Raw genomic sequence first — 25,070 nt, 5'->3', positions numbered from 1 at the left:
TTTCAGTGGATTTTAAACCCAAAACGCGCGTATACTATAAGGAATGGCCGAAAAGGGGTGCGGAAGTTGAAGACGGCAGTGCATCTTGTTATTATAATCACACTCATCACACTGACCTATCTCCTGTACGGCAAAGGGCTCGGTGCGATTCCCTTCCTGCTCGCCGCCATCTACCTGCTGACCGTCTCCTGGAAGGAATTCCGGCGGTTCCGCAGCAGACGACGAACACAGTAGCCGCTGCACCACCTCATAATATGAATGAAGCTGAAGAAAGGGCGTGCCTCCCATGGACGTAACAAACATGACAAAAGAGCAATTACGCGAAGAATCCCTCATCGATATCACGTTCGCGATTTTCGAGCGGACGAGAAACCCGATCGCTTTCAATGACCTGTTGCACGAAATCCAGCAGCTCACCGGGCTGTCCGACAGTGAGATGCAATCAAGACTCCCGCAATTCTATACGGACCTCAACATCGACGGCCGCTTCATGGCCATGAATGACGGCCGCTGGTCACTCCGCGAGTGGTACCCGGTCGACCAGATCGAAGAAGAGACGGCACCTGTCGTCAAAGTCCGCAAGAAGAAGAAAAAAGCGGTCGATGAAGACGAAGAGGAAGAGGAACTGGAAGAGGAAGACCTTGAGGACGCTGAATTCTTCGAGGAAGACTACGAAGAACTCGGAGACGAAGCCGATGAGGCGGACGACGAGGAAGACGAAGTCGATTCGGACGAAGACGAAATCGACGATCCGGCGGAAGGGCTTGAAATTATTCCTGACGAAGACATCGACCTCGATGAAGAGGAAGACGAGGAAGAAGACGAAGAGGAAGAGGAATTATAATCCATCCTTGACTTTGCCGGACATCCGCTATACAATTCAATTGGGCTCCTTTTTAAAGGACAAACGAACGGATGTTTAAGCGCTCCTTCTGCAGTGAACACTGCAGCAGGGGCGTTTTTTCGTTATTATATTGAATGGAAAAGAAGAGGTTGCATGGACATAGCAGAGTGGACCGCAGTGCAGGGAGGCGACTCCTGGCAGCCTGAGAACGCCGCGTACTGCGGCGACGGCTGCATGACCGACGTCCTGTCGGCCCGGGTTAGCGAAGATTGAAGACCCCGCAGGCGCGCAGCGGCGAGGAGGCTGAAATCGAGCCCCCGGAAAGCGTCCTCCCGGAACGGAGATCCACTCGGTATCGTCACTGTATACAGTTTTAATTCAATATACTCCGGTTCCGGCCAAGCCATCCTGACTACAAAACAATGGAGGAATTCACTATGACGAAATATATATTCATCACAGGCGGCGTTGTCTCATCACTCGGAAAAGGCATCAATGCCGCTTCACTCGGACGGCTTCTGAAAAACCGCGGCCTGCAGGTCACGATCCAGAAATTCGACCCATACATCAACATCGACCCGACCATGATGAGCCCGCTGCAGCACGGCGAAGTATTCGTCACACAGGACGGCGCGGAAACGGACTTGGATGTCGGCCACTATGAGCGGTTCATCGACATCGATCTGAACCAATACTCCAATATCACGATGGGCAAAGTATACTCACTCGTCCTGCAGAAAGAACGGAACGGTGAATACAACGGCGCAACCGTGCAGGTCATCCCGCACATCACCAACGAAATCAAGACCCTCATCAAGCGCGCAGGCCAGGAAATGCATGCGGATGTCGTCATTACGGAGATCGGCGGAAGCGTCGGTGACTTCGAATCCCTGCCGTATCTCGAAGCAATCCGCCAGATGAAAACCGATCTCGGCAAAGACGACGTCATGTACATCCACAACACGCTCGTGCCATACTTGAAAGCCGCCGGGGAGATGAAGACCAAGCCGACCCAGCACAGTGTCAAGGAACTTCGCAGTCTCGGCATCCAGCCGAACATGATCGTCCTGCGGAGCGAATATGCGATCCCGCAGGAAATGAAAGACAAGATCGCGCTCTTCTGCAACATCAAGCCGGAGGAAGTCATCGAAGCGACCGATGCGGAAACGCTGTACGAAGTGCCGCTCCGCCTGCACGAACAGAAGATGGACGATATCGTCGTCGACTACCTCGGTCTGGAAGCGAAACAGCCGGAGATGGATGAAATCAAAGAGCTCGTCAGCCGCGTGAAGAACCTTTCAAAGACCGTACGTGTCGCGCTCGTCGGAAAATACGTCGAACTGCAGGATGCGTACATTTCCCTGGTGGAAGCATTGAACCACGCGGGCTATGCATTCGACACGACGATTGACATCAAATGGATCAACTCCGAAGACGTGACTGCAGAGAACGCTGCGGAGCTGCTGTCCGACGTCGACGGCCTGCTCGTGCCGGCCGGCTTCGGGGAACGCGGAGTCGACGGTATGATTCACGCGATTGCCTTTGCCCGGAAATCAGGCCTGCCGTTCCTCGGAACTGGTCTCGGCATGCAGCTCGCGATGGTCGAATATGCACGCGATGTCATGGGGCTCGGCAATGCACACTCCGTCGAATTCGACGCGCATACACCGAATCCGATCTTCCTGCTGCACCCGGACTTCCGCAACGGCCGCGAAGACGAAAGCGCCCTGCGCCTCGGCAGCTATCCGTGCGAAGTGAAGGAAGGCACGAAAACGTATGAAGCGTACGGCAAGGACCTCATCGAGGAGCGCCACCGCCACCGCTATGAATTCAACACGGCATACCTGGACCGCTTTGAAGAAGCCGGTCTCGTGATCTCCGGCATCAGCCCGGATGAGCGCCTCGTTGAAATCATCGAACTGCCGAGCCATCCATTCTACATCGGCTGCCAGTTCCATCCGGAATTCGTCTCCCGCCCGACACGCCCGCAGCCGCTCATCAAAGGCTTCGTCGAAGCGGCACTCAGCCACCAGAACTAAATGAATATACGAAAAAACCTCCCGAGCCGGGAGGTTTTTTTGCTTGTGAAGCGGGTGATACACCGTGCCTTGCCAGCGGCTGCGCTCATACAACCGAGGAAAGTGATCATAAAACCGGGATTCCGCTCATAAACCGGGGAAAGTGTTCATAAAACAGGAATGCTCATAAACCCGAAAAAGTGATCATAAACGCCGCCAAAGCGCTCATAACTTCACACGTCCACCCCGCCGAGCGGAATGTCCTGCAGCTGCGCCCAGCATCCCTCAGGTTAGCCGGACCCAACAAATCGTTATAAATCCATCAACATTTCATCGTAAGAAAGTTTCACTGCGCTGAAGATGAAAAGGGCTGCAAACAAATGCGGCTGAACGACACGGCCGCCGTCATCATCCGGCAGAAGCCCCCTTGTCACGCCGGTTGCAATGTAAGCATCTGCCAGAGAGGAGAGCTCATTGTCTTCCGATTCTTTCACATCACCGACCGCTGCAAATGCAATCCCGCGTTCTGCAAGTGGGCGGGCAATCTGCAAAATTTCCTCGTCTGCCGCACTCCGCGCAAACAGCCAGACGCGGTCCGCCTGATCGGGCGTCTCTGGGCTTTCAAGAACTGCAGCCTTCAGGAACGGCTCTGCACCGGCAATCGCGTTTAACACGACACCGTGCATTTCCCCTGTCCCACTCAGCAGTACACGCCCTTCGCCAGCAGCAGCCTGCGCCAGCAGTCTCGCCGTGTCTTCCACTGCCTCTTCCTGGCTGCCCGCGATCCGCTGCAGCAGTCCCGTCAGCTGGGTTGTCAGCATTTTCATTGTCCCACCTCCATGGACTCCAGTATAAAGAAAAAATCGGGATTCCGCAGTAAAAGAAAGGATTTTCCCTTAGCGGTGTCAAAGATAGACAGTACATAGGGCTTTACGATTTCATGTAATTCTAAAACTAACTGATCATTTCTAAGGAGTGAATGGATTGAAGAAACTGCTGATTGTCGATGACCAGGCGGGTATCCGAATGCTGTTGAGTGAAGTGTTCAAGAACGAGGGCTATGACACCATACTCGCTGCGAACGGAATAGAAGCGATCCGGAAGCTGAAAGAGGAGGAGCCCGACTGCCTCCTCATGGACCTGCGTATGCCCGGAATGGATGGAAAGGAAGTGCTGCAGAAAATCAAGACCAGCTATCCTGACTATCCGGTCGTCCTGATGTCCGCCTTCAGTGAGGAAGAGATGGTCCGGAGTGTCCCTGGCCTGCGGGCAGATCATTATTTCAAGAAGCCGTTCGATATCCATGAAGTCCGCCGTGTCATCAACCATTTGCTGGAGGAATCCTGATAGCCTTCTCCCCCAAGTGGAACTGATCCGGGTTATTTGGTATGATAATAGCGGCAATACCCGTGAAAAAATCATACCGGTCCACCATTCGAAGGAGGAAATCTGCATGGCACTCGAGTCTATGAAACAAATGATGATCAAGGGAAAGAAAGAAGGATATGCCATCGGGCAATTCAACTTGAACAACCTTGAATATACACAGGCGATCCTGAAAGCGGCCCAGGCCGAGAATTCACCGGTCATCCTCGGTGTTTCCGAAGGAGCTGCGCGTTACATGGGCGGCTTCTCGACAGTCGTCCACATGGTCAAAGGTCTCATTCAGGACTACGGCGTGACAGTACCTGTCGCCATCCACCTGGACCACGGATCGAGCTTCGAGAAGTGCAGGGAAGCGATCGATGCCGGCTTCACCTCTGTCATGATCGATGCATCCGCGAAACCGATCGAGGAGAATATCTCGATTACGAAACAGGTCGTCGAGTATGCACATCCGAAAAACGTCTCCGTGGAAGCGGAACTCGGACTCGTCGGCGGCCAGGAAGACGATACCGTGGCGGAAGGTGTCATGTATGCGGATCCGGCAGAGTGCAAGCGGCTTGTGGAAGAGACGGGTATCGACTGTCTCGCACCTGCCCTCGGCTCCGTCCATGGTCCGTACAAAGGCGAACCGAACCTCGGATTCAAGGAAATGGAACAGATTTCAACCGAGTCCGACTTGCCGCTCGTCCTTCATGGGGGGACCGGAATCCCGACGAAAGATATCCAGCGTGCCATTTCACTCGGCACCTCGAAGATCAACGTCAATACAGAGAATCAGATCCAGGGAACGAAAGCTGTCCGCGACGTGCTGACAGCAGATCAGGACGTCTACGATCCGCGCAAGTATCTCGGACCGATGCGTGAAGCGATCCAGGCAACCGTCGTCGGCAAGATGCGCGAATTCGGCAGTTCACAGAAAGCGTGAAACAGACCGGCCGCATGCACTGCAGCCGGTGAAGAAGGGGGCGGCATCCCGTCAGCCGGATGATCCGCCTTCTTTCCATTCAATCTGAGGAGGAAGATCCATTATGAAATTTTTCATTGATACCGCAAACTTTGATGAAATCAAAGAAGCACACAGCTGGGGCATCCTGTCCGGCGTGACAACCAACCCGTCGCTCGTCGCGAAAGAGAACATTTCGTTCCATGACCGCCTGAAGGAGATCACAGCGCTCGTTCCGGGATCGGTCAGTGCGGAAGTCATCGCACTCGATGCGGAGGGCATGGTCAAGGAAGGCCGCGAACTCGCAGCACTCGCGCCGAACATCACCGTCAAACTGCCGATGACGCCGGAAGGTCTGAAAGCCTGCTCCGTCTTCGCGAAGGAAGGCATCAAGACCAATGTGACACTGATCTTCAGTGCGAACCAGGCGCTCATGGCTGCACGTGCAGGCGCTACATACGTGTCTCCGTTCATCGGACGGCTCGATGACATCGGCCAGGATGGTCTTGCATTGATCGAAACGATTGCGGACATCTTCACAATCCACAACATGGACACGGAAATCATCGCGGCGTCCATCCGCAGTCCGCAGCAGATCACGAATGCAGCACTTGCAGGTGCGCACATTTCGACCGTTCCATTCAAAGTGCTCAATCAGCTGTTCAGCCATCCGCTCACAGACCAGGGGATCGACCAATTCCTGAAGGACTGGGAATCCCGTGACAACAAGTGATCGTGTAAAGGAGATTGAAATGGAAGTATATAAAGTGCAAGGCGGCAAACCTCTGAAAGGCAGCATCAAAGTCAGCGGAGCGAAGAACAGTGCCGTAGCTCTCATCCCGGCGTCCATTCTCGCGGATACCCCGGTGACAATTGAAGGCCTGCCTGAAATTTCCGATGTCCATACGCTGCAGCGGCTGCTTGAAGATATCGGCGGCCATGTCGAATTCGAAGACGGTACGATGACGATCGATCCGGCTGATATGATCTCCATGCCGCTGCCGAACGGCAACGTCAAGAAACTCCGGGCGTCGTATTACCTCATGGGTGCGATGCTAGGCAAATTCAAGAAAGCCGTCATCGGGCTGCCGGGGGGCTGCCACCTGGGACCGCGGCCGATCGATCAGCATATCAAAGGTTTCGAAGCACTCGGTGCGAAGGTGACGAACGAACACGGCGCCATCTACCTGCGGGCGGATGAGCTGAAAGGCGCGAAGATCTACCTCGATATCGTCAGTGTCGGCGCGACCATCAACATCATGCTCGCGGCCGTCCTTGCAAAAGGCCGTACGACAATCGAGAACGCAGCGAAGGAACCAGAGATCATCGATGTCGCGACCCTTTTGTCCAATATGGGTGCGAATATCAAAGGTGCCGGTACGAACGTCATCCGGATCGACGGCGTGGAGAGCCTGAGCGGCACCCGCCACACGATCATCCCGGACCGGATCGAAGCGGGCACCTTCATGATCATGGCGGCTGCAGCAGGAGAAGGCGTCTCCATCGAAAACGTCATCCCCCTCCACGTGGAAGCTGTCACGGCGAAACTCCGGGAAATGGGCGTCACGGTCGAAGAAGAAGAAGAACGGATCTTCATCCCGAAACATCACGGCCTCCAGGCGGTCGATGTCAAAACGCTTGTCTACCCGGGGTTCCCGACAGACCTGCAGCAGCCGTTCTGCGTCCTTTCCACCCAGGCGGAAGGGACTTCGATGCTGACGGATACGATCTATTCCGCGCGATTCAAGCAGATCGACGAGCTCCGCCGCATGAACGCCGAAAGCAAAGTGGAAGGCCGTTCCGCCATCATCAGCGGACCGACGCCGCTCCACTCGGCGAAAGTGAAGGCGAGCGACCTCCGTGCAGGTGCCTCCCTCGTCATCGCAGGTCTGATCGCAGACGGTGAGACCGAAATCCAGGGGATCTCCCATATCGAACGCGGGTATGGCGGGCTGATCGGAAAACTGCAGGGACTCGGCGCATCGATCCGGAAAGTGGACGTGCCCGATCCGGCGGAAGAGGCGGAGAGCCTGTAAACTCAGCCATGCGCTCGTTTTGCGCTGTGCTATAATGGAGTGAACGAGCAACACGGTCAGACAATCTGCAAGCAGCAGAAAACGGGAGGAATTCAAGAGATGGAACGCAGTTTATCGATGGAACTTGTACGTGTGACAGAAGCCGCGGCCGTAGCCGCATCGCACTGGATGGGACGCGGTCTGAAGAACGAGGCGGACGACGCGGCCACGACAGCCATGCGGACCGTATTCGATACGATCCCGATGCAGGGCGTTGTCGTCATCGGCGAAGGTGAGATGGACGAAGCTCCGATGCTCTATATCGGGGAGGAGCTGGGAACAGGCTCCGGTCCTGCAGTGGACGTCGCTGTCGATCCGCTCGAAGGGACCAACATCGTCGCATCCGGCGGCTGGAATGCACTCGCCGTCCTCGCAATCGCGGACAAAGGAAACCTCCTGAATGCCCCGGATATGTATATGGATAAAATTGCGGTCGGCCCGGAAGCGGTCGGCAAGATCGACATTAACGCCTCCGTGACGGACAACCTGAAAGCCGTCGCAAAAGCGAAAAACAAACAGCTCAACGAAGTGACGGCAACCGTCCTGAACCGTGAACGCCATCAGAAGATCATCGACGAGATCAGGGAAGCCGGCGCGCGCATCAAACTCATCAACGACGGTGATGTCGCCGCAGCCATCAACACGGCATTCGAAGGGACAGGCGTCGATATCCTGTTCGGCCTCGGCGGCGCACCGGAAGGCGTCATCGCCGCTGTCGGCCTCAAGTGCCTCGGCGGGGAGATCCAGGGCAGACTCATCCCCATGAACGACGCGGAACGGGAACGCTGCGAAAAAATGGGCATCGACGTGGACAAAGTCCTGTATATGGATGACCTGGTGAAGGGCGACGACGCCATCTTCGCCGCAACAGGCGTGACAGACGGCGAACTCCTGCGCGGTGTGCAGTTCACAGGCGGCCATTCCAAGACGCATTCCCTCGTCATGCGCTCGAAGTCGGGGACCATCCGCTTCGTGGAAGGGCGCCACAGCATGGACAAGAAACCTCACCTTGTGATGAAAGACTGAACGGCCTCATAAAAATTGCCCGGTGTGAAAACCGGGCGATTCTTCTGTACTTCGTACGCTCATTCTGAACATCCCCAACCGATTTTCACCCTGATAGCAGACTATACCTAAAAGAGTGGTGCCGATAATGACAATGATTACCCTCGCTGATCTGGAGAACATGACACTCAAAGAACTCTATGCGCTCGCAAAAGAATTCAAAATCAGCTATTACAGCAAACTGACGAAGAAGGAACTCATCTTTTCCATATTGAAATCGCGCGCCGAGCAGGAAGGCTTCTTCTTCATGGAAGGGGTGCTGGAGATCATCCAGTCGGAAGGCTATGGATTCCTTCGGCCGATCAACTACTCCTCCAGTTCCGAAGATATCTACATCTCTGCGTCCCAGATCCGCCGGTTTGACTTGCGGAACGGGGACAAAGTGACAGGGAAAGTCCGTCCGCCGAAAGAGAACGAGCGCTACTACGGCCTCCTGCAGGTCGAAGCCGTCAATGGACAGAACCCGGAAGTCGCGCGTGAACGCGTCCACTTCCCGGCACTGACACCGCTCTATCCGACCCGGCACATCAAGCTCGAGACGGAGCCGCGCAACCTGTCGACCCGCATCATGGATCTTGTATCGCCGGTCGGTTTCGGCCAGCGGGGACTGATCGTCGCACCGCCGAAAGCGGGGAAGACGATGCTGTTGAAAGAAATCGCGAACGCCATCACGACGAACCACCCGGAAGCCGAACTCATCGTGCTGCTCATCGACGAACGTCCGGAAGAAGTGACCGACATCGAACGCTCCGTCCAGGCGGATGTTGTCAGCTCGACATTCGATGAAGTGCCGGAAAACCACGTCAAAGTGGCGGAACTCGTCCTCGAGCGCGCCATGCGTCTCGTCGAGCACAAACGCGACGTCGTCATCCTGATGGATTCGATCACACGTCTTGCGCGTGCCTATAACTTGATCATTCCGCCGAGCGGCCGCACACTGTCAGGCGGTATCGACCCGGCTGCCTTCCACCGGCCGAAACGGTTCTTCGGCGCGGCCCGCAACCTGGAAGAAGGCGGCAGCCTCACAATCCTTGCGACGGCCCTCGTCGACACCGGATCCCGCATGGACGAAGTCATCTACGAAGAATTCAAAGGCACCGGCAACATGGAGCTGCATCTCGACCGGGCGCTCGCCGAACGACGGATCTTCCCGGCTATCGACATCCGCCGCTCCGGCACGCGGAAAGAGGAACTGCTCGTCCCGAAAGAACAGCTCGACAAACTATGGGCCATCCGCAAAACCTTCTCGGACGCCCCCGACTTCGCCGAGCGCTTCCTGAAAAAACTGCGCCACACCAAAACCAACGCCGAATTCTTCGACAAACTCAACGAAGACATGAAAACCCAGAGAAACGGCAAAGGGCTAATATAAAAGCGGAAGCGGCCGTTTAGCCTCGACAGGCGTTGGAGGCCAAGCAGAAAAGGCGCACTTTGCCTTTCCTGCTTGGCCGAAACGACCCGAGAGGCTGGCCGCTGGAGCTGGATAATCTAAAAGCGCAGGCGGCTTGGTAGTCCCGACAGGCGTTGGAGGCCATCCCGAAAAGGCGCTTTTTGCCTTTACGGAATGACCGAAACGACCCCGAGGGACTCGGTCATCCAATAACTAACAAAAAAGCAGGCAGCCAAACCCGGCTGCCTGCTTTTCATAGTGCAGGACAGGCACTGAACCGCCGGCAGTGCAGCGTTTGTGAAGTTATGAGCGCTTCGCCGGGGTTTATGAGCAGAATCCATAGTTTATGATCACTTTCCCGGTTTTATGAGCAGAATCCTGAGTTTATGATCACTTTCCATGTTTTATGATCACTTTCTCGATTTTATGAGCAAAAACCCGGGTTTATGATCACTTTGCTCTCAGCAGGTCTCTTTCGCTGTGACGGTACCACGAAAAAAGCGAAGCGCAAGCGGAGCAGACAAACCAGCCCTTGACTTGCAGGTTTCCTGCGCGGCACAGCATCAGAGAGAAGCTGCAGATCGGCCGCGTCCAGGGCGGCATTTGTGAAGTTATGATCGCTTCCGCATGGTTTATGAGCATTCCTGTTTTGAACTTTTAAAGGGCTTGCACGCAAAAAAGCCCTCCTGGTATGATTCGGGGGTGTCATGTTCCTAGACGAAATGACCCCTAACTAAATACCAAGGAGGACTCGAAATGAATGATACCCAAAATCACAAAATCATGCAAGTGACAGAACAAACCTTGATAGTTGGTATCGATGTCGCCAAGGAGAAGCACTACGCCTGTATGGTCAACGATCGAGGCATTGTGCTGAAAAAGCCTTTTCCGGTCTTTCAGTCCAGGCAAGGATTCGATTTTCTTCAGGCAGAGATCCAGAACGCGATGAAGGAATTCGGCAAGACCGATGTGCTGGTAGGTGCCGAGCCGACAGGCCACTATGGCCTGAATTTGCGGCAATTCCTGCACGAACAGCACATCCCCTTCGTGGCTGTTCAGACACTTCATGTAAAGCGTTCTAAGGAGCTGGACGATAACATCCAGACCAAGAATGACAAGAAAGATGCCATCGTCATCGCTAAGCTTGTGAAGGATGGTCGGTATAGCTACCCGCGCCACCTGAAGGATCATGAAGCAGATATTAGGGTGGGCTCCACGCTGCGCAATAGCTTGGTCAAAGAACGGACTGCCCTGCAAAATAAGCTGATTCGCTGGACGGATGTCTACTTTCCAGAGTTCCGCAAGGTTTTCGGCTCGTTTGGCAAGATGGCATTGGCCGTCCTGACCTACACGCCTTTCCCTGCAGATTTCGAGGGGAAGTCCTTGGATGACTTGCGTAGTCTCTATCGCCAATCCGACGGATTGCGTTCTGTCCAGATGGCCAAGGTGAAGAAACTGATCCCTCTGTTGTCGCACACCATCGGCGCGTCTGAAGGCCAGCGGATTGCCCGCTTGGAGATTCAGTCGCTTGTCAGTCGGTTCCGTCAGGTAGAGCGGGAGCTGGCAGAGTTGGAAGACGCTTTGATGGCGATTATCCGGCCAACCGATGAGTATGAAATTTTAAACTCTGTGCCTGGAATTTCCGACTCGACTATTATCGATCTATTGTCTGAAGTCGGCAGCTTTACCCACTATAAGCATCCACGCCAATTGGAGAAATTAGCGGGATTAATGCTTCGGGAAAGCTCTTCGGGGAAACATACGGGCCAGAAGCGTCTCTCCAAGCGCGGCAGACGGCGTCTTCGTTCTGTTTTGTATCGAGTTACCTTGCCATTGGTTCAGCACAACCCAGCATTTCGTCAGCTTCATCTGTATTACACGACACGCCTTGAAAATCCTTTAAAGAAGAAAGAGTCAATGGTGGTTCTCTGCCGGAAATTACTCCATGTTCTCTTCGGTATGTGTAAACACCGCAGGGCATTTGATCCGCAACGTATGATACAGGATATCCCTGCCCTGGCCCAAGGCTGACCGACGTACCTTCTAATGTAAGACCTACAACAGGATGACACGGAGAAGCAGGCAAGAAATTCCGATTGGACCTCAGAGTCCCCTTATGAGCATAGCCAGCCTCCGCCTTATTACTAGATCCGACGAAGGAATGTTAGCGCCTAGACGCCAAGAGCCATGGGAGGGTACATCAGTATAAGGAACGCGGAGATCCAGAGTGCATCGCATACCAGTCCCGCCAGGGATGGAAATTACCTCCACCCTTGGCAGCGTAGCGTATGCTTGGCCTTCAATATTTTCACTTTTATTATAGGAACTGGTCATGAATCGAAGAGAAAAATTTTTTTGTCTCTCATTTACCACCGTGAACCCCTGGTATATCAATGTTTCAAGAGGGAGCGGAACCTTGGTTTTATGATCACTTTCCCAGGACTATGATCAAAATCTCAGGTTTATGATCACTTTTCACGGTTTATGAGCGGAACCCCGTTTTCATGATTAATTTACACAGTAGACTGCCCGCATGCAGCGCAGCCCCGGTGGCAGCATGGAAATCATGTCCGCCGCCTCCTGATCGTCCAAGAAAAAGCCAAACAAAAATCTTGCACAGCCCGTCCGGTTTTGGTAAGATTAACTCATATGGTTCACACCATATCTGCATATACGGCTGACATATACGGGCCGTGTAAGGCATCAGTCTTTTACTGGGAAGGCGCAGGCCGACCAGAAATACAACTCTGTTCCAGATGGTCCAGGGCGAAAGGAGAGAGACCGATGAAAGCAGGAATTCACCCGAATTACAAACTAGCAACTGTTACTTGTTCATGTGGCAACACATTCGAAACAGGTTCTGTCAAAGAAGACATTAAAGTGGAAGTTTGTTCTGAATGTCACCCATTCTACACTGGACGTCAGAAATTTGCTGCAGCGGACGGCCGTGTCGACCGCTTCAACAAAAAGTATGGCCTCAAAGAAGAAAACCGCGAAGAAGACAAGTAAGAACGGCTTCTGCAGTTCCCGTCCGGTGCAAGACGCCGGGCGGGACTTTTATTTTCCGCAGCATTTCACCTGCCATCTGTTCCGCTCACGAAAGGGGATTCCTCATGTACGTTACCATGCAAGGGGGCTGGGTCGAAGTCATCTGCGGCAGTATGTTCTCCGGGAAATCCGAAGAACTCATCCGCCGGATCCGCCGCGCCCAGTTTGCTAAACAGAAAATCGCCGTCTTCAAGCCGGCCCTCGATAACCGCTACAGTGACGAAGCGGTCGTCAGCCATAACGGCACTACCGTCCTTGCCGTGCCCGTCTCGTGCGCTTCTGACATTCCGGCGGAAGTGACAGACGACTTCGACGTCGTCGCCATCGATGAAGCCCAGTTTTTCGATGACGGTCTCACCGATATCGTCATGGAACTCGCCGACCGCGGCTTCCGGGTCATCGTCGCGGGTCTCGATCAGGATTTCCGCGGAGAACCGTTCGGGCCGATGCCGCGCATCATGGCGGTCGCGGAAATGGTGACCAAGCTCCAGGCGGTCTGCACTGTCTGCGGGTCACCGTCCAGCCGCACCCAGCGGCTCATCAACGGAAAGCCCGCGGGCTACGATGATCCGATCATCCTCGTCGGGGCATCCGAAGCATATGAACCGCGGTGCCGCATGCATCATGACGTACCGAAAGGCATCTCCATCCGCACCCATGCAGAATAACGAACCGCCAGAGACAGACTGCCCGGCAGCCTGTCTCTTTGTTCACATACAAGAACGCGGACTCCCGTACCCCTATCAAATCAACCAAAACAAATCCGAGGTGACTGCCATGTATGACCGGCTGCAAGCTGTCGAAGACCGTTATGAAAAACTGAACGAACTGCTGAGCGACCCCGACGTCGTCAGCGATCTGGACAAACTGCGCACCTATTCGAAAGAGCAGTCCGACATCCAGGAAACCGTCGAAGCATACCGCGCCTACAAAAAAGCGATAGCGGCGGCGGCGGACGCGAAAGAGATGCTCGAGGACGCGGATGATGAAGAGATGGAAGACCTCATCAAAGCGGAACTCGGCGAGCTTTCCGAAACAATCGATTCACTCGAAGCCCGCATGAAATTGTTGCTCGTGCCGAAAGACCCGAATGACAGCAAGAACGTCATCATGGAAATCCGCGGCGCTGCTGGCGGCGACGAAGCGGCCTTGTTCGCGGCGAAGCTGTACCGCATGTACAGCCGGTACGCCGAACTCAACCATTGGAAGATCGATGTCATGGAGGCCGCGCCGACCGAGCTCGGCGGCTTCAAGGAGATCATCTTCATGGTCAGCGGGAACGGCGCCTACTCCAAGCTGAAATTCGAAAACGGCGCACACCGTGTACAGCGGGTGCCGGAGACGGAATCGGGGGGCCGCATCCACACATCCACTGCAACCGTCGCTGTGCTGCCGGAAGCGGAAGAAGTCGAAATCGACCTGCATGACAAAGACATCCGGACTGACACATTCGCCTCATCCGGTCCCGGCGGCCAGTCCGTCAACACGACGATGTCCGCCGTCCGGCTGACACACCTGCCGACCGGCATCACGGTCTCCTGCCAGGACGAAAAATCGCAGATCAAGAACAAGGAGAAGGCAATGAAAGTACTGCGTGCCCGCGTCTATGACAAATTCCAATCGGAAGCGCAGGCCGAATACGATGAAAAACGGAAATCCGCTGTCGGCACCGGTGACCGCTCGGAACGGATCCGCACGTACAACTTCCCGCAGAACCGGGTGACTGATCACCGCATCGGGCTGACGATCCAGAAACTCGACCAGGTGATCGAAGGTAAGATGGACGAAGTGATCGAAGCGCTGACACTCGAAGATCAGGCGCGGCGCCTCGAACATCTGGAATCCAATGACTGAGACGATCCAGCAGGCGCTCCGCGGGCTGCAGGAAGATCTCGGCAGGCAGCAGCTGGATACGAATGCGGCGTATCTCCTGCTTGAGCACATTACACAGAAATCCCGTGCATCCCTGCTCGCCGACCTGCGTGAACCGCTGACCGAACCGCAGGCGCAGCAGTTCCGGAACGCAAGCGCCAACCTGCTGACAGGCAGGCCGATCCAGCATATCATCGGCGAAGAATGGTTCTACGGACGGCCGTTCATCGTCTCGGAAGATGTACTGATTCCGCGTCCGGAAACGGAGGAACTCGTCCTGAACGCCCTGGAGCGCACAACGAAACTGTTCGGCGATGTGCCAGTCAAAGCCGCGGATATCGGGACGGGCAGCGGGGCGATCGCCGTCACGTTCAAGCTCGAGCACCCGCAGGCAGCCGTCACGGCGACCGATATCAGCAGTCCTGCTCTGCGGATCGCCATGCAGAATGCGGAAAAGAATGGGGCCTCCATCGATGTCCGGCTCGGAAACCTCGCCGAACCACTCGCGGGTGAGACATGGGACGTCATTTTGTCCAATCCGCCGTATATCAGCGAAACGGATGCTGCCGGCATGTCGCGGACCGTCACCGATTTTGAACCGCACAGCGCCCTGTTCGCCGAAGAGGGCGGGCTTGCGCTATACAGGGAGCTCGCCTGGACACTGCCGGCCGTCCTTGGTCCAAAAGCATTGATCGGCCTCGAGATCGGTCACCTGCAGGGGCCGGCCGTGCGGGATCTGTTCCAGGAAACCTTCCCGGCTGCACAGGTCGACATCGTAAAAGACATCAACGGGAAAGACAGAATGATATTTTGTGAGATAGTGTGAATAATCCCCGGATATCCTGTGCACAATGAGGTCAGGAGGGGATGACATGCTGCAAGATTATCCACAGTTCACACAAACAGAGACGATTGGCAATGATACAAGACATACATGGAAGAGAAGACTGATAGTATTCGCCGAATTCCTGCTCATCATGGTGATGCTGCAGGCGGTTCTCTCACTCTTCCAGACACACGAAAACGAAGAACCGGTCCGCTACCGCATTCTCGCACACTCCGATTCGGCATCCGACCAGGCGGTGAAAGTCCGTATTCAGCAGGAGATCGAGCCGATGATCACAGCTGTGCTCGCGAATACATCGACACAGCCTGAAATCGATGCGGCCCTGAAAGGGATCGAAGCGGACATGCTCGCAGCTGCAGAAACGATTGCCCCGGACATGCCCGTTGCGCTGGAACGCAGCCAGGCGCTGTTTCCGGCGAAACGGGCCGGCCTCTGGATTACGCCGCAGGATACGTATGATGCGTATATCCTGACGATCGGAAGCGGCCGCGGATCGAACTGGTGGTGTTCGATCTTTCCAAAAGTGTGCTATGAAGAAGAAGAAGAAGAGGAGCCTGTGAAATTCTTTGTCTGGGAGTGGATAACTTCCTTGTTCAAAGCGTAATATCCACTTTTTGTTGTGGATAACTTAGTGGAAAGCGGTATGAAGGAGATGAAATGATGCACACTCGACTTGTGAAAGTGGATAACACTGTGGATAACGATGAAAGATATCAACAAGTTGTGGATTGTTTGAAAAAAGGGGAGCTCGCTGCCTTTCCGACCGAAACGGTGTACGGACTTGGGGCGCTTGCGACAGATCCGGAAGCGGCGCAGAAGATCTTTGAAGCGAAAGGCCGCCCCTCCGACAATCCACTGATCGTACATATCGGAACCAAAGAAGAAGCCGGGCACTATGCCGACGAAATCCCGGAAGCGGCAGTCCGGCTCATGGATGCATTCTGGCCGGGTCCGCTGACGCTGATCTTCCGGGAAAAGCCGGGGGTCATCGCAAAAAGCGTAACAGCAGGCATCGGCACGGTCGGCCTTCGCATGCCCGATCATCCTGTCGCGCTGAAACTGCTCCGGCTGCTCGGGGGGCCGCTCGCCGCACCGAGTGCAAACCGGAGCGGCAAGCCGAGCCCGACGAAAGCGGAGCACGTCCTTCGGGATATGCACGGAAAGATCCCGTTCATCCTGGATGGCGGGGCGACAGGCGTCGGTGTCGAATCGACCGTCATCGACATGACATCGGTGCCGCCAGCAATCCTGCGTCCGGGCGGTGTGACAGCTGAAATGATCGAATCGGTCATCGGTCCCGTCCGTTCCGAAACGTCAGCAGCCGAAGCGGAAGCGCCGCGCGCGCCGGGCATGAAGTATTTGCATTACTCACCTGACGCACCGGTCTGGCTCATCAAACCTGATCCCGGCAAAATCGAAGCAGCCATCGGTTCATTCCGATCGGAAGGCGGAAAAGTCGCCGTCATCGGACCGGACGAGCTCAGGACGGATACAGCGGACTGGTATTTTGCAACCGGACCGTACGGCGATCCGCGCGAACTCGCAGCCCGTCTCTACGATGCGCTGCGGACTTGCGATGACACGGATGCATCCGTCATCCTCGCCGTCGAGACACCGGCCGAAGGGATGGGCCTCGCCGTCATGAACCGGCTCAGGAAAGCGGCGGACGGCAAACGGCTCGATCCGTAATCTGTTTCAGCGGCAATTGGATAGTATTCATGAATGGCCTCCCCGCGCGCCGCATACGATTTACTGGCGCAACATGCGGGGAGGTTCTTATATTGGTTGAACTCATTGCGGCAGCGGTGACCACGATCGACATCCTCGTCATCTACACACTGCTGCATGTACGGAGACGCAAGTGGCTCATCGCCTTATGGACCGGCCTGCTGAATGTCCTGTTCCCGCTTGCGGGATTTCTGATGGGCGAGTGGTCGGCGCATCTGCTCTCGGATTGGAGCGGTATCCTTTCAAGCGTACTGCTCGTATTGATCGGTGTACATATGCTTCTGCAGGAGGAGGACACGGCATCGCAGAAGCTTGCGGGTCCGCTGCTGCTGGCTGTCGCGGTCAGCCTGGATGGCCTGTCGATCAGCATGTCATTCGGATTGCAGCAGCTGAACAAAACGCTGTTCGTGAGCGCGACCGGATTCTTTTCATTGGTGCTCTCCTGGTTCGCCTTGCGGACGCATATGGCAATGACACTGGGCATGCGTGCGTTTCTGAGACGTTTAGCAGGGGTGATCCTGATCGGGATGGGAATATTGGCTTGGATTTCATAATAAAACAGTTTCCGTATCTTGGAGAATCAGGTATGATGGTTGTTAGGTGATAATAATGAATATTTGTTTTATCTGCACAGGAAATACATGCAGAAGTCCGCTTGCCGAAGGGCTTCTGAGATCGAAGGAACTGCCGGGTGTCGCAGTCCGGTCCGCAGGCATCTATGCAGCAGACGGAATGCCTATTTCCGATCATTCGAAGGTTATACTGGAAAATAGTGGGTTTCCGTACACGCCCGTATCCAGGCAGTTCTCCAGGGCGGATGCCGAATGGGCGGATCTGATACTGACGATGACAGCGGGTCATCGGGATACGCTGCGCCGGTCATATGCAGACCATGCGGCCAAGGTATTCACGCTGAAGGAGTATACGGGGCAGGCGGACCATGACGTCCAGGACCCGTTCGGCGGCAGCTTCTCTTTGTACGAATCAACATTCGGCGAATTGGCGGAACAAATCGATCTGCTCGCAAGCAGACTACTGGGGGAACAATAATGGCAGAGACAAAGAGGAAATTCGGGTTGAAATGGAAACTGGTTGTGTTCGTAACAATATTGGCGGTCGTCACGTATTCGTTCAGCGCGCTGTTCATCAATTTCCTGCAGCCGCGCTTCTTTCCGGGCTTCAACCCGCTCTGGTTCGGTATCATGACATACGGTCTCGGGATCATCTGGTCGGCGATCCTCGCTGCATTGTTCAGCAACATCCTGACCAAACCGCTCCAGAAACTCGAACGGGAAGCGATCCGGGTGGCGGACGGCAGAATCGGCACGGATATCGAACTGCCGGATTCGTCGGATGAAATCCGCTCTGTTGCGGAAGCGTTCCAGCAGGTCGTCCTGAACCTGCGCGGCATTGTCGGGCAGATCGAAGAGAATTTCGACAGGACATCACGTTCTGTCGGCGTCCTGCATACCGAAACAGGGTCCGCTGCAAGTCAGGCGGATGCCATCGCGTCGACAATCGCGGAGATTTCCTCCGGTGCAGAAGCGACAGCCGTGTCCGTCCAGGAGACTGCGGAGGCGATGGAAGATGTCCGCTCGATCGCGGCAGACGTCAGCAGCCGTGCGGAGGAATCGTCCAGGCAGTCGGAGGAGATGCTGGACGAATTGAAGAAGACGACAGATGCCTACCGGGCGCTTGTCGTCGGCATACGGGACATGTCCACACAAAGCGAAGCCTCGCTCTCGACCATCCGGGACCTCGACCGCAACGCACAGAAGATCGGGGAAATCGTGGAACTGGTCGGCGGCATCGCTAATCAGACGAATCTCCTGGCACTCAACGCGTCGATCGAAGCTGCCCGTGCAGGGGAGCATGGCAAAGGGTTCGCTGTCGTCGCAGAGGAAGTGCGCGTGCTGGCGGATGAAAGCGCGAAATCGGTCCAGATGATCGGCGGCCTCGTCAGCACGATCCAGTCCGATGTCACGAAAGTCGTCAGGGAGATCGAGATGCAGGTGAAAACAGCCGGTCAGGAAGCGGACCGGGCTGATGAAACGAACAAGAGCATCACCGTGATGGCATCGACCATCAATACGATGGCCGGTTCGATCACAGGCATCACGGAACTCGTCGAACACCAATTGACACAGATCGAAAAGACAGCGCATCAGTCCCAGGAAGTCGCAGCGATTGCGGAAGAGACATCCGCCGGAGCGGAAGAAGTCCAGGCGGCGACCGAGGAGCAGGCGCATTCCATCGAGCAGACAAGCAATCTCGCAAGCGATCTGAAAGATCAGTCCGAAGCGCTGTATGCGGTCATCCGCCGATTCGATACATCCAACTGACCTGAAAGCCGGCCGAGTGCCGGTTTTTTTCATGGGGCCGGCTGCGCAGTTCCCACTGTGTTTTTACGCAGAAGAGTGATAGAATCATTGTAAGTATATTAAGAAAAGAGGGACGCACGTGAAACTCGCGATATCATCCGATCACGGCGGCAATAACCTTCGCCGCGAAATCAAAAACCTATTGACTGAACTGGACATCGACGTCACCGACTTCGGACCTGACTCCGATGCTTCCGTCGACTATCCTGATTATGCAAAAGAAGTGACGGCAGGCGTCGCGTCCGGCAAGTTCGACCGCGGCATCCTGATCTGCGGCACAGGCATCGGCATGTCGATCGCCGCCAATAAGACGAACGGGATCCGCTGTGCGCTCTGCCATGACGTGTTCAGCGCAAAAGCGACCCGCGGACATAATGATACGAACGTACTCGCAATGGGCGAACGGGTCATCGGCCCTGGACTGGCCCGTGAAATCGTCCAGACATGGCTCGACACACCGTTCGAAGGCGGACGGCACGAGCGCCGCATCGAAAAACTCATGGAACTCGAAAACAACTAGGAAGCGGGGGAGCAGCATGGATACCAGCATTTTATGGAGACTGCAGATCGAGCAGGTGCTCACGGAATTCGCCGAGCAGGCGCCGCCTGAAGCAGGCACGTTCTTCGTGATCGGCTGCTCCACGTCGGAAGTCGCAGGCAAACGGATCGGAACGGCAGGTGCACTCGAAGTGGCGGAAGCGCTGTACGGCCCGCTCGCCCAATTCGCGGAGACGCACAAGGTGCATCTGGCCTTCCAGGGCTGCGAGCACATCAACCGCGCGGTCACGATCGAGCGCAGTGCTGCGGCACAGCACGGCTATGACCGCGTGTCCGTCGTGCCGGTCACGACCGCAGGCGGCTCGATGTCCGCCTATGCCTATGAACACCTGGATGATGCGGTCGTCGTCGAGTCGGTGCGGGCACATGCCGGCATCGACATCGGCCAGACGCTGATCGGCATGCAGCTGAAGCCTGTCGCGGTACCGATCCGCACATCCGTCAAACAGATCGGTGAAGCTGTCGTCACCTGCGCCACGACCCGTCCGAAACTGATCGGCGGCGCCCGCGCGCAGTACGAATAAACCGGGACCCGTTCCCGGACTGAACGGCCAAAAAGACGCTAAAGGGGAAATGATCATGGATTTGAGCAATGTGAAACGTGAAGACAGTGCAGTATTTGAAGCGATCATGGCTGAGAAGAACCGCCAGAACGCAAACATCGAACTGATTGCTTCTGAAAACTTCGTCTCGGAAGCGGTCATGGAAGCACAAGGGTCCTACTTGACGAACAAATACGCAGAAGGCTATCCGGGCAAGCGCTACTACGGCGGCTGCGAGCACGTCGATGTCGTCGAGAACATCGCACGCGACCGGGTCAAGGAACTGTTCGGTGCGGCCTATGCGAACGTCCAGGCACACTCCGGCGCACAGGCCAACATGGCAGTCTACTTCACCGTCCTGAAACCCGGCGATACCGTCCTCGGCATGAACCTGTCCCACGGCGGCCACCTGACGCACGGCAGCCCGGTGAACTTTTCCGGGAAACTGTACAACTTCGTCGAATACGGCGTGAGCGAAGGGGACGAGCGTATCGATTACGAAGACGTCCGCCAGAAAGCGCTCGAGCATAAGCCGAAGATGATTGTCGCGGGGGCAAGTGCCTATCCGCGTGAAATCGATTTTGCGAAGTTCCGTGAAATCGCGGATGAAGTCGGCGCCTTCCTGATGGTCGATATGGCACATATCGCAGGACTCGTCGCAGCAGGGGAGCATCCGAGCCCGGTGCCTCACGCGCATTTCGTGACGTCGACAACGCACAAGACACTGCGCGGCCCGCGCGGCGGCATCATCCTCATCGGCGAGGAATTCGCAGAGGAATACGGCAAGAAGATCGACAAGACGGTCTTCCCGGGTATCCAGGGCGGTCCGCTCATGCATGTCATCGCAGCGAAAGCGGTTGCGTTCGGAGAGGCGCTCCAGCCGGAATTCAAGACGTACGCCCAGCAAGTGAAGAAGAACGCGGTTGCACTCGGCGAAACGCTCGTTGCAGAAGGCATCGACATCGTCTCCGGCGGCACGGACAACCACCTGGTGCTGCTCAACCTGACAAGCCTCGGCCTGACGGGTAAAGTCGCCGAGCACGTCCTCGACGAATGCGGCATCACGGTCAACAAAAATACCGTACCGTTCGATAAGGAAGGCCCGTTCGTCACATCCGGCATCCGCATCGGCACACCGGCCGTCACCTCCCGCGGCTTCAAGGAAGACGACATGAAAGAAGTCGGCGCCATCATCGCGAAACTCCTCAAGAACCACGAGGACGATACGGTGAAAGAAGAAGCGAAACAGCGCGTCAAAGCACTCACCGACAGTCACGCACTCTACGCGTGATCGATCGGCAAAACCCGCCATCCGATCCGGATGGCGGGTTTTGTGCGTTCCGGGACGTGTGGAGTTGTGCCTGGATGCCGATGAATTCCGCGAAATGTCCGATACCCCGGCTCAAATGTCCGATACATCGCGCCAAGTGTCCGATAACGCCGCCCAAACGTCCGATACCACGCACGATTTGTCCGATACGCCCTCCGCCCCACGGCGCTCGTACCGTGCAAATGTTCCGCGAATTCCAAACTTCCGTCCATGCAACCTAACGCGCCGCCATTCTGTTATACTAAGTGGGACAAAGTTAAAGGAGCGATCTCAATGGCAAAAGTACACGTATTCGATCACCCGCTCATCCAGCACAAACTGACATTCATCCGGGACGCCAGCACAGGCACGAAGGAATTCCGCGAACTCGTGGACGAAGTCGCCACGCTGATGGCATACGAAATCACACGCGACCTCCCGCTGCAGGAAGTGGACGTCCAGACACCTGTCAGCCAGGCGAAGTCCCAAGTGCTGGCAGGGAAGAAACTCGGCATCGTCCCGATCCTCCGCGCCGGTATCGGCATGGTCGACGGAATGCTGAAACTCATCCCGGCTGCCCGCGTCGGCCACGTCGGCCTGTTCCGCGACCCGGACACGCTGGAACCGCACGAATACTTCGTCAAACTGCCATCGGACGTCTCGGAACGGGAATTCATCGTCGTCGATCCGATGCTCGCGACCGGCGGTACCGCCGTCGAAGCCATCAACTCGCTCAAAAAGCGCGGTGCGAAACACATCAAATTCATGTGCCTCGTCGCTGCTCCGGAAGGCGTGAAAGTGTTCACGGAAGCACATCCGGATGTCGACGTCTATATCGCGGCACTCGATGAAAAACTGAATGACCACGGCTACATCGTCCCAGGTCTCGGCGACGCCGGCGACCGCTTATTCGGAACGAAATAATGGGGAAGGCGTGACTACTGTGAAACGCAAATGGAAAGTAATGACGATCTTCGGGACGCGGCCGGAAGCCATCAAGATGGCTCCGCTCGTTCTTGAACTGCAAAAACACGGGGATGACATCGAATCGATCGTGACCGTCACTGCGCAGCACCGTGAAATGCTCGACCAAGTGCTCACCACCTTCGGCATCACGCCCGATTACGACCTGAACATCATGAAAAGCCGGCAGACTCTGATCGATGTCGCAACACGCGGACTGGAAGGGCTCGACGGTATCATGAAGGAAGCGGAACCAGATATCGTGCTCGTCCACGGTGACACGTCGACGACATTCGTCGGCAGCCTGGCCGCCTTCTATAACCAGATCGCAATCGGCCACGTCGAAGCGGGCCTGCGCACATGGGACAAATACTCCCCGTACCCGGAGGAAATGAACCGCCAGTTGACAGGCGTCCTCGCCGACCTGCATTTCTCGCCGACCGAGAAATCCGCACAGAACCTGCTGGATGAAGGGAAGCCGCAGGACCGCATCTTCATCACCGGCAATACGGCGATCGATGCGCTGCAGACGACTGTCGACGAAACGTACACGCACCCGATCTTCGAAAAACTCGGTGACGACCGTCTCGTCCTGCTGACAGCGCACCGCCGGGAAAACCTCGGAGAACCGATGCGCAACATGTTCCGGGCTATCAACCGGCTGCTGGACAAGCACGATGACATCCAGGTCATCTATCCTGTCCATATGAACCCGGCCGTCCGCGAAGTCGCAGATGAACTGCTCGGCAACAATGACCGTATCCATCTGATCGAACCGCTCGAAGTGGTCGACTTCCACAACTTCGCGGCCCGTTCGCACATCATCCTGACCGACTCGGGCGGCATCCAGGAAGAAGCACCGTCTCTCGCAAAACCGGTCATCGTACTCCGCGACACGACCGAGCGCCCGGAAGGCATCGACGCTGGCACACTCAAACTCGCCGGCACCGACGAAGACACCATCTTCCGTCTGGCCGACGAGCTGCTGTCCGACCAGGCCGCCTACGAAGCCATGGCGAAAGCGTCCAACCCGTATGGTGATGGCAAAGCTTCGCAGCGAATCGTCGAAGCGCTGCTCAACTACCTGAATAACCAACGCTGAAAAGCAGAGGCCCGCAAGCCTCTGCTTTTCCATTTTCATCGTTTCCTCCTTGCCGCGAGGAAGACGATTTTCCAAACAACGACCCCGGAACAGAGCGGAATTTATCCGTCAGCACCGCAATTCACCTTCATCACACCTTCCTGAATCCCTAAGGGAATCCCCTATTTCTCGACTCTGAACAATTTAAACATTAAAATGTGACGATTCCTTGACAGCTCACCAACTATGTGAAGATTTTCACGGGAATCAATTGACAGCAAAATACCCCTATTGTATGCTAACAGAGGGTAACAATGATAGGGTTTATACATAGATAAATCAGCATTTTCCGCCTGATTTTCGGCTAAGTTCTATCATCCGCTCGCAGCCTGCCGCACACCCGGAACCGGGCAATGTGCAGGTTGGACAACGTGTCCTGGTGAACGCCAAGCAGCCGGCATGTCAGTCACCTCCTTCAAGCCGCGGAATCGTCCGCAGCCGCTGATTTGGAAGTATTGACGGCTGCAAAAAACCGGCAGAACCGGAACGCATCTGTCCGGCGAACCCATCCGTCCGCCGCACGTCTCACAGACCTCAGGCACGGTCCGGTCCTTAACTAAACTTATCGTAATAGGAGACTCACCTACCATGCAGACAATGCAGGAAATCTTTACAAGGCAAAAGAGGGCTCTATTTTTTTTGCTCGCATTGCTCATTTTAGGCTGGGCATTTACGGAAGCCAAGACCATTTTCGCAGGGCTCCTGCTCGGACTTGTCTTCGGATTGTACAACTTCTGGATCCTGATCCGGAGAATGGAACAATTCGATAAGAAACTGGACCAGGGCAAAAAGGCTTCGCTTGGCACAGGACTGCGTTTCGCCGCAGGGATTGCTGCGGCCGCCATCGCGATGTCGATGCCAGAATACTTCAATCTGATCAGTACAGTGGCCGGTCTGATGATTCCCTACGCCCTATTGCTCATCGATAGGATCGTCTACCATGTGAAACATCATTCCTAA

At 55.5% G+C, this 25,070-nt stretch carries 26 protein-coding genes; 25 read left to right on the top strand and 1 reads right to left on the bottom strand.

Annotated elements, in window-relative coordinates; genetic code table 11:
* The first annotated feature begins 66 nt into the window (after window positions 1-66).
* From QWT68_RS10615 to pyrG, 3 genes are all read left to right on the top strand, one after another.
* Window positions 67-234, top strand: a complete 168-nt coding sequence (locus QWT68_RS10615; RefSeq protein WP_290148313.1) for a hypothetical protein — start codon at window positions 67-69, stop codon at window positions 232-234.
* Window positions 235-286: 52 nt separating this feature from the next.
* On the top strand, window positions 287-844 hold the full coding sequence (gene rpoE / locus QWT68_RS10610; protein ID WP_290148312.1) for a DNA-directed RNA polymerase subunit delta: 558 nt from the start codon (window positions 287-289) through the stop codon (window positions 842-844).
* Between the two features lie 437 nt (window positions 845-1,281).
* Window positions 1,282-2,883: a CTP synthase gene (gene pyrG / locus QWT68_RS10605; protein WP_040287571.1), complete on the top strand. Its 1,602-nt coding sequence runs from the start codon at window positions 1,282-1,284 to the stop codon at window positions 2,881-2,883.
* Window positions 2,884-3,173: 290 nt separating this feature from the next.
* On the opposite strand, the gene QWT68_RS10600 is transcribed toward pyrG, so the two are convergent.
* The gene (locus QWT68_RS10600; protein ID WP_290148311.1) at window positions 3,174-3,689 is read right to left on the bottom strand and encodes a DUF2529 family protein; all 516 of its coding nucleotides are present in this window, start codon (window positions 3,687-3,689) and stop codon (window positions 3,174-3,176) included.
* Between the two features lie 148 nt (window positions 3,690-3,837).
* On the opposite strand from QWT68_RS10600, the gene QWT68_RS10595 reads away from it, so the two are divergent.
* The 22 genes from QWT68_RS10595 to QWT68_RS10490 all read left to right on the top strand — a co-directional run bounded on the left by QWT68_RS10595 (window position 3,838) and on the right by QWT68_RS10490 (window position 25,070).
* Window positions 3,838-4,209 (top strand): response regulator, encoded by a 372-nt coding sequence (locus QWT68_RS10595; protein WP_338066440.1) that lies wholly within the window; start codon window positions 3,838-3,840, stop codon window positions 4,207-4,209.
* Window positions 4,210-4,315: 106 nt separating this feature from the next.
* Window positions 4,316-5,173 (top strand): class II fructose-bisphosphate aldolase, encoded by an 858-nt coding sequence (locus QWT68_RS10590; protein ID WP_040287568.1) that lies wholly within the window; start codon window positions 4,316-4,318, stop codon window positions 5,171-5,173.
* 103 nt (window positions 5,174-5,276) lie between these two features.
* Window positions 5,277-5,924 carry a fructose-6-phosphate aldolase gene (gene fsa, locus QWT68_RS10585; RefSeq protein WP_040287567.1) on the top strand — a complete coding sequence of 216 codons (648 nt, stop codon included), beginning with the start codon at window positions 5,277-5,279 and terminating at the stop codon, window positions 5,922-5,924.
* Between the two features lie 19 nt (window positions 5,925-5,943).
* Window positions 5,944-7,227 (top strand): UDP-N-acetylglucosamine 1-carboxyvinyltransferase, encoded by a 1,284-nt coding sequence (gene murA, locus QWT68_RS10580; RefSeq protein ID WP_040287566.1) that lies wholly within the window; start codon window positions 5,944-5,946, stop codon window positions 7,225-7,227.
* A gap of 99 nt (window positions 7,228-7,326) precedes the next feature.
* A complete protein-coding gene (gene glpX / locus QWT68_RS10575; RefSeq protein WP_040287565.1) occupies window positions 7,327-8,292 on the top strand; it encodes a class II fructose-bisphosphatase in 966 nt (321 codons plus the stop codon).
* Window positions 8,293-8,419: 127 nt separating this feature from the next.
* The gene (rho, locus tag QWT68_RS10570) at window positions 8,420-9,703 is read left to right on the top strand and encodes a transcription termination factor Rho (RefSeq protein ID WP_040287564.1); all 1,284 of its coding nucleotides are present in this window, start codon (window positions 8,420-8,422) and stop codon (window positions 9,701-9,703) included.
* Between the two features lie 774 nt (window positions 9,704-10,477).
* Window positions 10,478-11,752 carry an IS110 family RNA-guided transposase gene (locus QWT68_RS10565; RefSeq protein WP_290148032.1) on the top strand — a complete coding sequence of 425 codons (1,275 nt, stop codon included), beginning with the start codon at window positions 10,478-10,480 and terminating at the stop codon, window positions 11,750-11,752.
* 753 nt (window positions 11,753-12,505) lie between these two features.
* A complete protein-coding gene (rpmE, locus tag QWT68_RS10560) occupies window positions 12,506-12,730 on the top strand; it encodes a 50S ribosomal protein L31 (protein ID WP_040287563.1) in 225 nt (74 codons plus the stop codon).
* Between the two features lie 104 nt (window positions 12,731-12,834).
* The gene (locus QWT68_RS10555; protein WP_040287562.1) at window positions 12,835-13,437 is read left to right on the top strand and encodes a thymidine kinase; all 603 of its coding nucleotides are present in this window, start codon (window positions 12,835-12,837) and stop codon (window positions 13,435-13,437) included.
* Between the two features lie 109 nt (window positions 13,438-13,546).
* Window positions 13,547-14,623 carry a peptide chain release factor 1 gene (prfA, locus tag QWT68_RS10550; RefSeq protein WP_040287561.1) on the top strand — a complete coding sequence of 359 codons (1,077 nt, stop codon included), beginning with the start codon at window positions 13,547-13,549 and terminating at the stop codon, window positions 14,621-14,623.
* Complete coding sequence (gene prmC, locus QWT68_RS10545) at window positions 14,616-15,467, top strand: peptide chain release factor N(5)-glutamine methyltransferase (RefSeq protein WP_290148308.1); 852 nt, start codon at window positions 14,616-14,618, stop codon at window positions 15,465-15,467. Before prfA ends, prmC begins: the two co-directional genes overlap by 8 nt.
* A 46-nt stretch (window positions 15,468-15,513) precedes the next feature.
* Window positions 15,514-16,092 carry a stage II sporulation protein R gene (locus QWT68_RS10540; protein WP_290148307.1) on the top strand — a complete coding sequence of 193 codons (579 nt, stop codon included), beginning with the start codon at window positions 15,514-15,516 and terminating at the stop codon, window positions 16,090-16,092.
* A gap of 56 nt (window positions 16,093-16,148) precedes the next feature.
* Window positions 16,149-17,177: an L-threonylcarbamoyladenylate synthase gene (locus QWT68_RS10535; RefSeq protein WP_290148306.1), complete on the top strand. Its 1,029-nt coding sequence runs from the start codon at window positions 16,149-16,151 to the stop codon at window positions 17,175-17,177.
* Window positions 17,178-17,269: 92 nt separating this feature from the next.
* A complete protein-coding gene (locus QWT68_RS10530; RefSeq protein ID WP_290148305.1) occupies window positions 17,270-17,770 on the top strand; it encodes a manganese efflux pump MntP in 501 nt (166 codons plus the stop codon).
* Between the two features lie 55 nt (window positions 17,771-17,825).
* Window positions 17,826-18,266 carry a low molecular weight protein arginine phosphatase gene (locus QWT68_RS10525; protein ID WP_290148304.1) on the top strand — a complete coding sequence of 147 codons (441 nt, stop codon included), beginning with the start codon at window positions 17,826-17,828 and terminating at the stop codon, window positions 18,264-18,266.
* A complete protein-coding gene (locus QWT68_RS10520) occupies window positions 18,266-19,558 on the top strand; it encodes a methyl-accepting chemotaxis protein (protein ID WP_290148303.1) in 1,293 nt (430 codons plus the stop codon). Before QWT68_RS10525 ends, QWT68_RS10520 begins: the two co-directional genes overlap by 1 nt.
* A 118-nt stretch (window positions 19,559-19,676) precedes the next feature.
* Window positions 19,677-20,117 (top strand): ribose 5-phosphate isomerase B, encoded by a 441-nt coding sequence (rpiB, locus tag QWT68_RS10515; RefSeq protein WP_040287556.1) that lies wholly within the window; start codon window positions 19,677-19,679, stop codon window positions 20,115-20,117.
* A 16-nt stretch (window positions 20,118-20,133) separates the two neighbouring features.
* Window positions 20,134-20,679 (top strand): TIGR01440 family protein, encoded by a 546-nt coding sequence (locus tag QWT68_RS10510; RefSeq protein ID WP_290148302.1) that lies wholly within the window; start codon window positions 20,134-20,136, stop codon window positions 20,677-20,679.
* A 55-nt stretch (window positions 20,680-20,734) separates the two neighbouring features.
* On the top strand, window positions 20,735-21,988 hold the full coding sequence (glyA, locus tag QWT68_RS10505) for a serine hydroxymethyltransferase (protein WP_290148301.1): 1,254 nt from the start codon (window positions 20,735-20,737) through the stop codon (window positions 21,986-21,988).
* Window positions 21,989-22,300: 312 nt separating this feature from the next.
* Window positions 22,301-22,930 (top strand): uracil phosphoribosyltransferase, encoded by a 630-nt coding sequence (upp, locus tag QWT68_RS10500; protein WP_040287553.1) that lies wholly within the window; start codon window positions 22,301-22,303, stop codon window positions 22,928-22,930.
* Window positions 22,931-22,970: 40 nt separating this feature from the next.
* A complete protein-coding gene (wecB, locus tag QWT68_RS10495; RefSeq protein ID WP_040287767.1) occupies window positions 22,971-24,071 on the top strand; it encodes a non-hydrolyzing UDP-N-acetylglucosamine 2-epimerase in 1,101 nt (366 codons plus the stop codon).
* A 627-nt stretch (window positions 24,072-24,698) separates the two neighbouring features.
* Complete coding sequence (locus tag QWT68_RS10490) at window positions 24,699-25,070, top strand: ATP synthase subunit I (protein WP_040287552.1); 372 nt, start codon at window positions 24,699-24,701, stop codon at window positions 25,068-25,070.

The sequence above is a fragment of the Sporosarcina trichiuri genome, from assembly GCF_030406775.1.
In the GTDB taxonomy this organism is placed as follows: Bacteria; Bacillota; Bacilli; order Bacillales_A; family Planococcaceae; genus Sporosarcina; species Sporosarcina trichiuri.
This window is presented reverse-complemented; position numbering and strand designations above follow the sequence as displayed.

Coding starts and splice junctions, on each gene's coding strand:
- prfA (WP_040287561.1), top strand. CDS start 13,547: ATGTATGACCGGCTGCAAGCTGTCGAAGACCGTTATGAAAAACTGAAC.
- wecB (WP_040287767.1), top strand. CDS start 22,971: ATGACGATCTTCGGGACGCGGCCGGAAGCCATCAAGATGGCTCCGCTC.
- QWT68_RS10525 (WP_290148304.1), top strand. CDS start 17,826: ATGAATATTTGTTTTATCTGCACAGGAAATACATGCAGAAGTCCGCTT.
- QWT68_RS10555 (WP_040287562.1), top strand. CDS start 12,835: ATGTACGTTACCATGCAAGGGGGCTGGGTCGAAGTCATCTGCGGCAGT.
- QWT68_RS10520 (WP_290148303.1), top strand. CDS start 18,266: ATGGCAGAGACAAAGAGGAAATTCGGGTTGAAATGGAAACTGGTTGTG.
- glyA (WP_290148301.1), top strand. CDS start 20,735: ATGGATTTGAGCAATGTGAAACGTGAAGACAGTGCAGTATTTGAAGCG.
- pyrG (WP_040287571.1), top strand. CDS start 1,282: ATGACGAAATATATATTCATCACAGGCGGCGTTGTCTCATCACTCGGA.
- rpmE (WP_040287563.1), top strand. CDS start 12,506: ATGAAAGCAGGAATTCACCCGAATTACAAACTAGCAACTGTTACTTGT.
- prmC (WP_290148308.1), top strand. CDS start 14,616: ATGACTGAGACGATCCAGCAGGCGCTCCGCGGGCTGCAGGAAGATCTC.
- glpX (WP_040287565.1), top strand. CDS start 7,327: ATGGAACGCAGTTTATCGATGGAACTTGTACGTGTGACAGAAGCCGCG.
- fsa (WP_040287567.1), top strand. CDS start 5,277: ATGAAATTTTTCATTGATACCGCAAACTTTGATGAAATCAAAGAAGCA.
- QWT68_RS10590 (WP_040287568.1), top strand. CDS start 4,316: ATGGCACTCGAGTCTATGAAACAAATGATGATCAAGGGAAAGAAAGAA.
- murA (WP_040287566.1), top strand. CDS start 5,944: ATGGAAGTATATAAAGTGCAAGGCGGCAAACCTCTGAAAGGCAGCATC.
- QWT68_RS10510 (WP_290148302.1), top strand. CDS start 20,134: ATGGATACCAGCATTTTATGGAGACTGCAGATCGAGCAGGTGCTCACG.
- QWT68_RS10565 (WP_290148032.1), top strand. CDS start 10,478: ATGAATGATACCCAAAATCACAAAATCATGCAAGTGACAGAACAAACC.
- QWT68_RS10540 (WP_290148307.1), top strand. CDS start 15,514: ATGCTGCAAGATTATCCACAGTTCACACAAACAGAGACGATTGGCAAT.
- QWT68_RS10490 (WP_040287552.1), top strand. CDS start 24,699: ATGCAGACAATGCAGGAAATCTTTACAAGGCAAAAGAGGGCTCTATTT.
- rpoE (WP_290148312.1), top strand. CDS start 287: ATGGACGTAACAAACATGACAAAAGAGCAATTACGCGAAGAATCCCTC.
- rho (WP_040287564.1), top strand. CDS start 8,420: ATGACAATGATTACCCTCGCTGATCTGGAGAACATGACACTCAAAGAA.
- QWT68_RS10535 (WP_290148306.1), top strand. CDS start 16,149: ATGCACACTCGACTTGTGAAAGTGGATAACACTGTGGATAACGATGAA.
- QWT68_RS10600 (WP_290148311.1), bottom strand. CDS start 3,689: ATGAAAATGCTGACAACCCAGCTGACGGGACTGCTGCAGCGGATCGCG.
- upp (WP_040287553.1), top strand. CDS start 22,301: ATGGCAAAAGTACACGTATTCGATCACCCGCTCATCCAGCACAAACTG.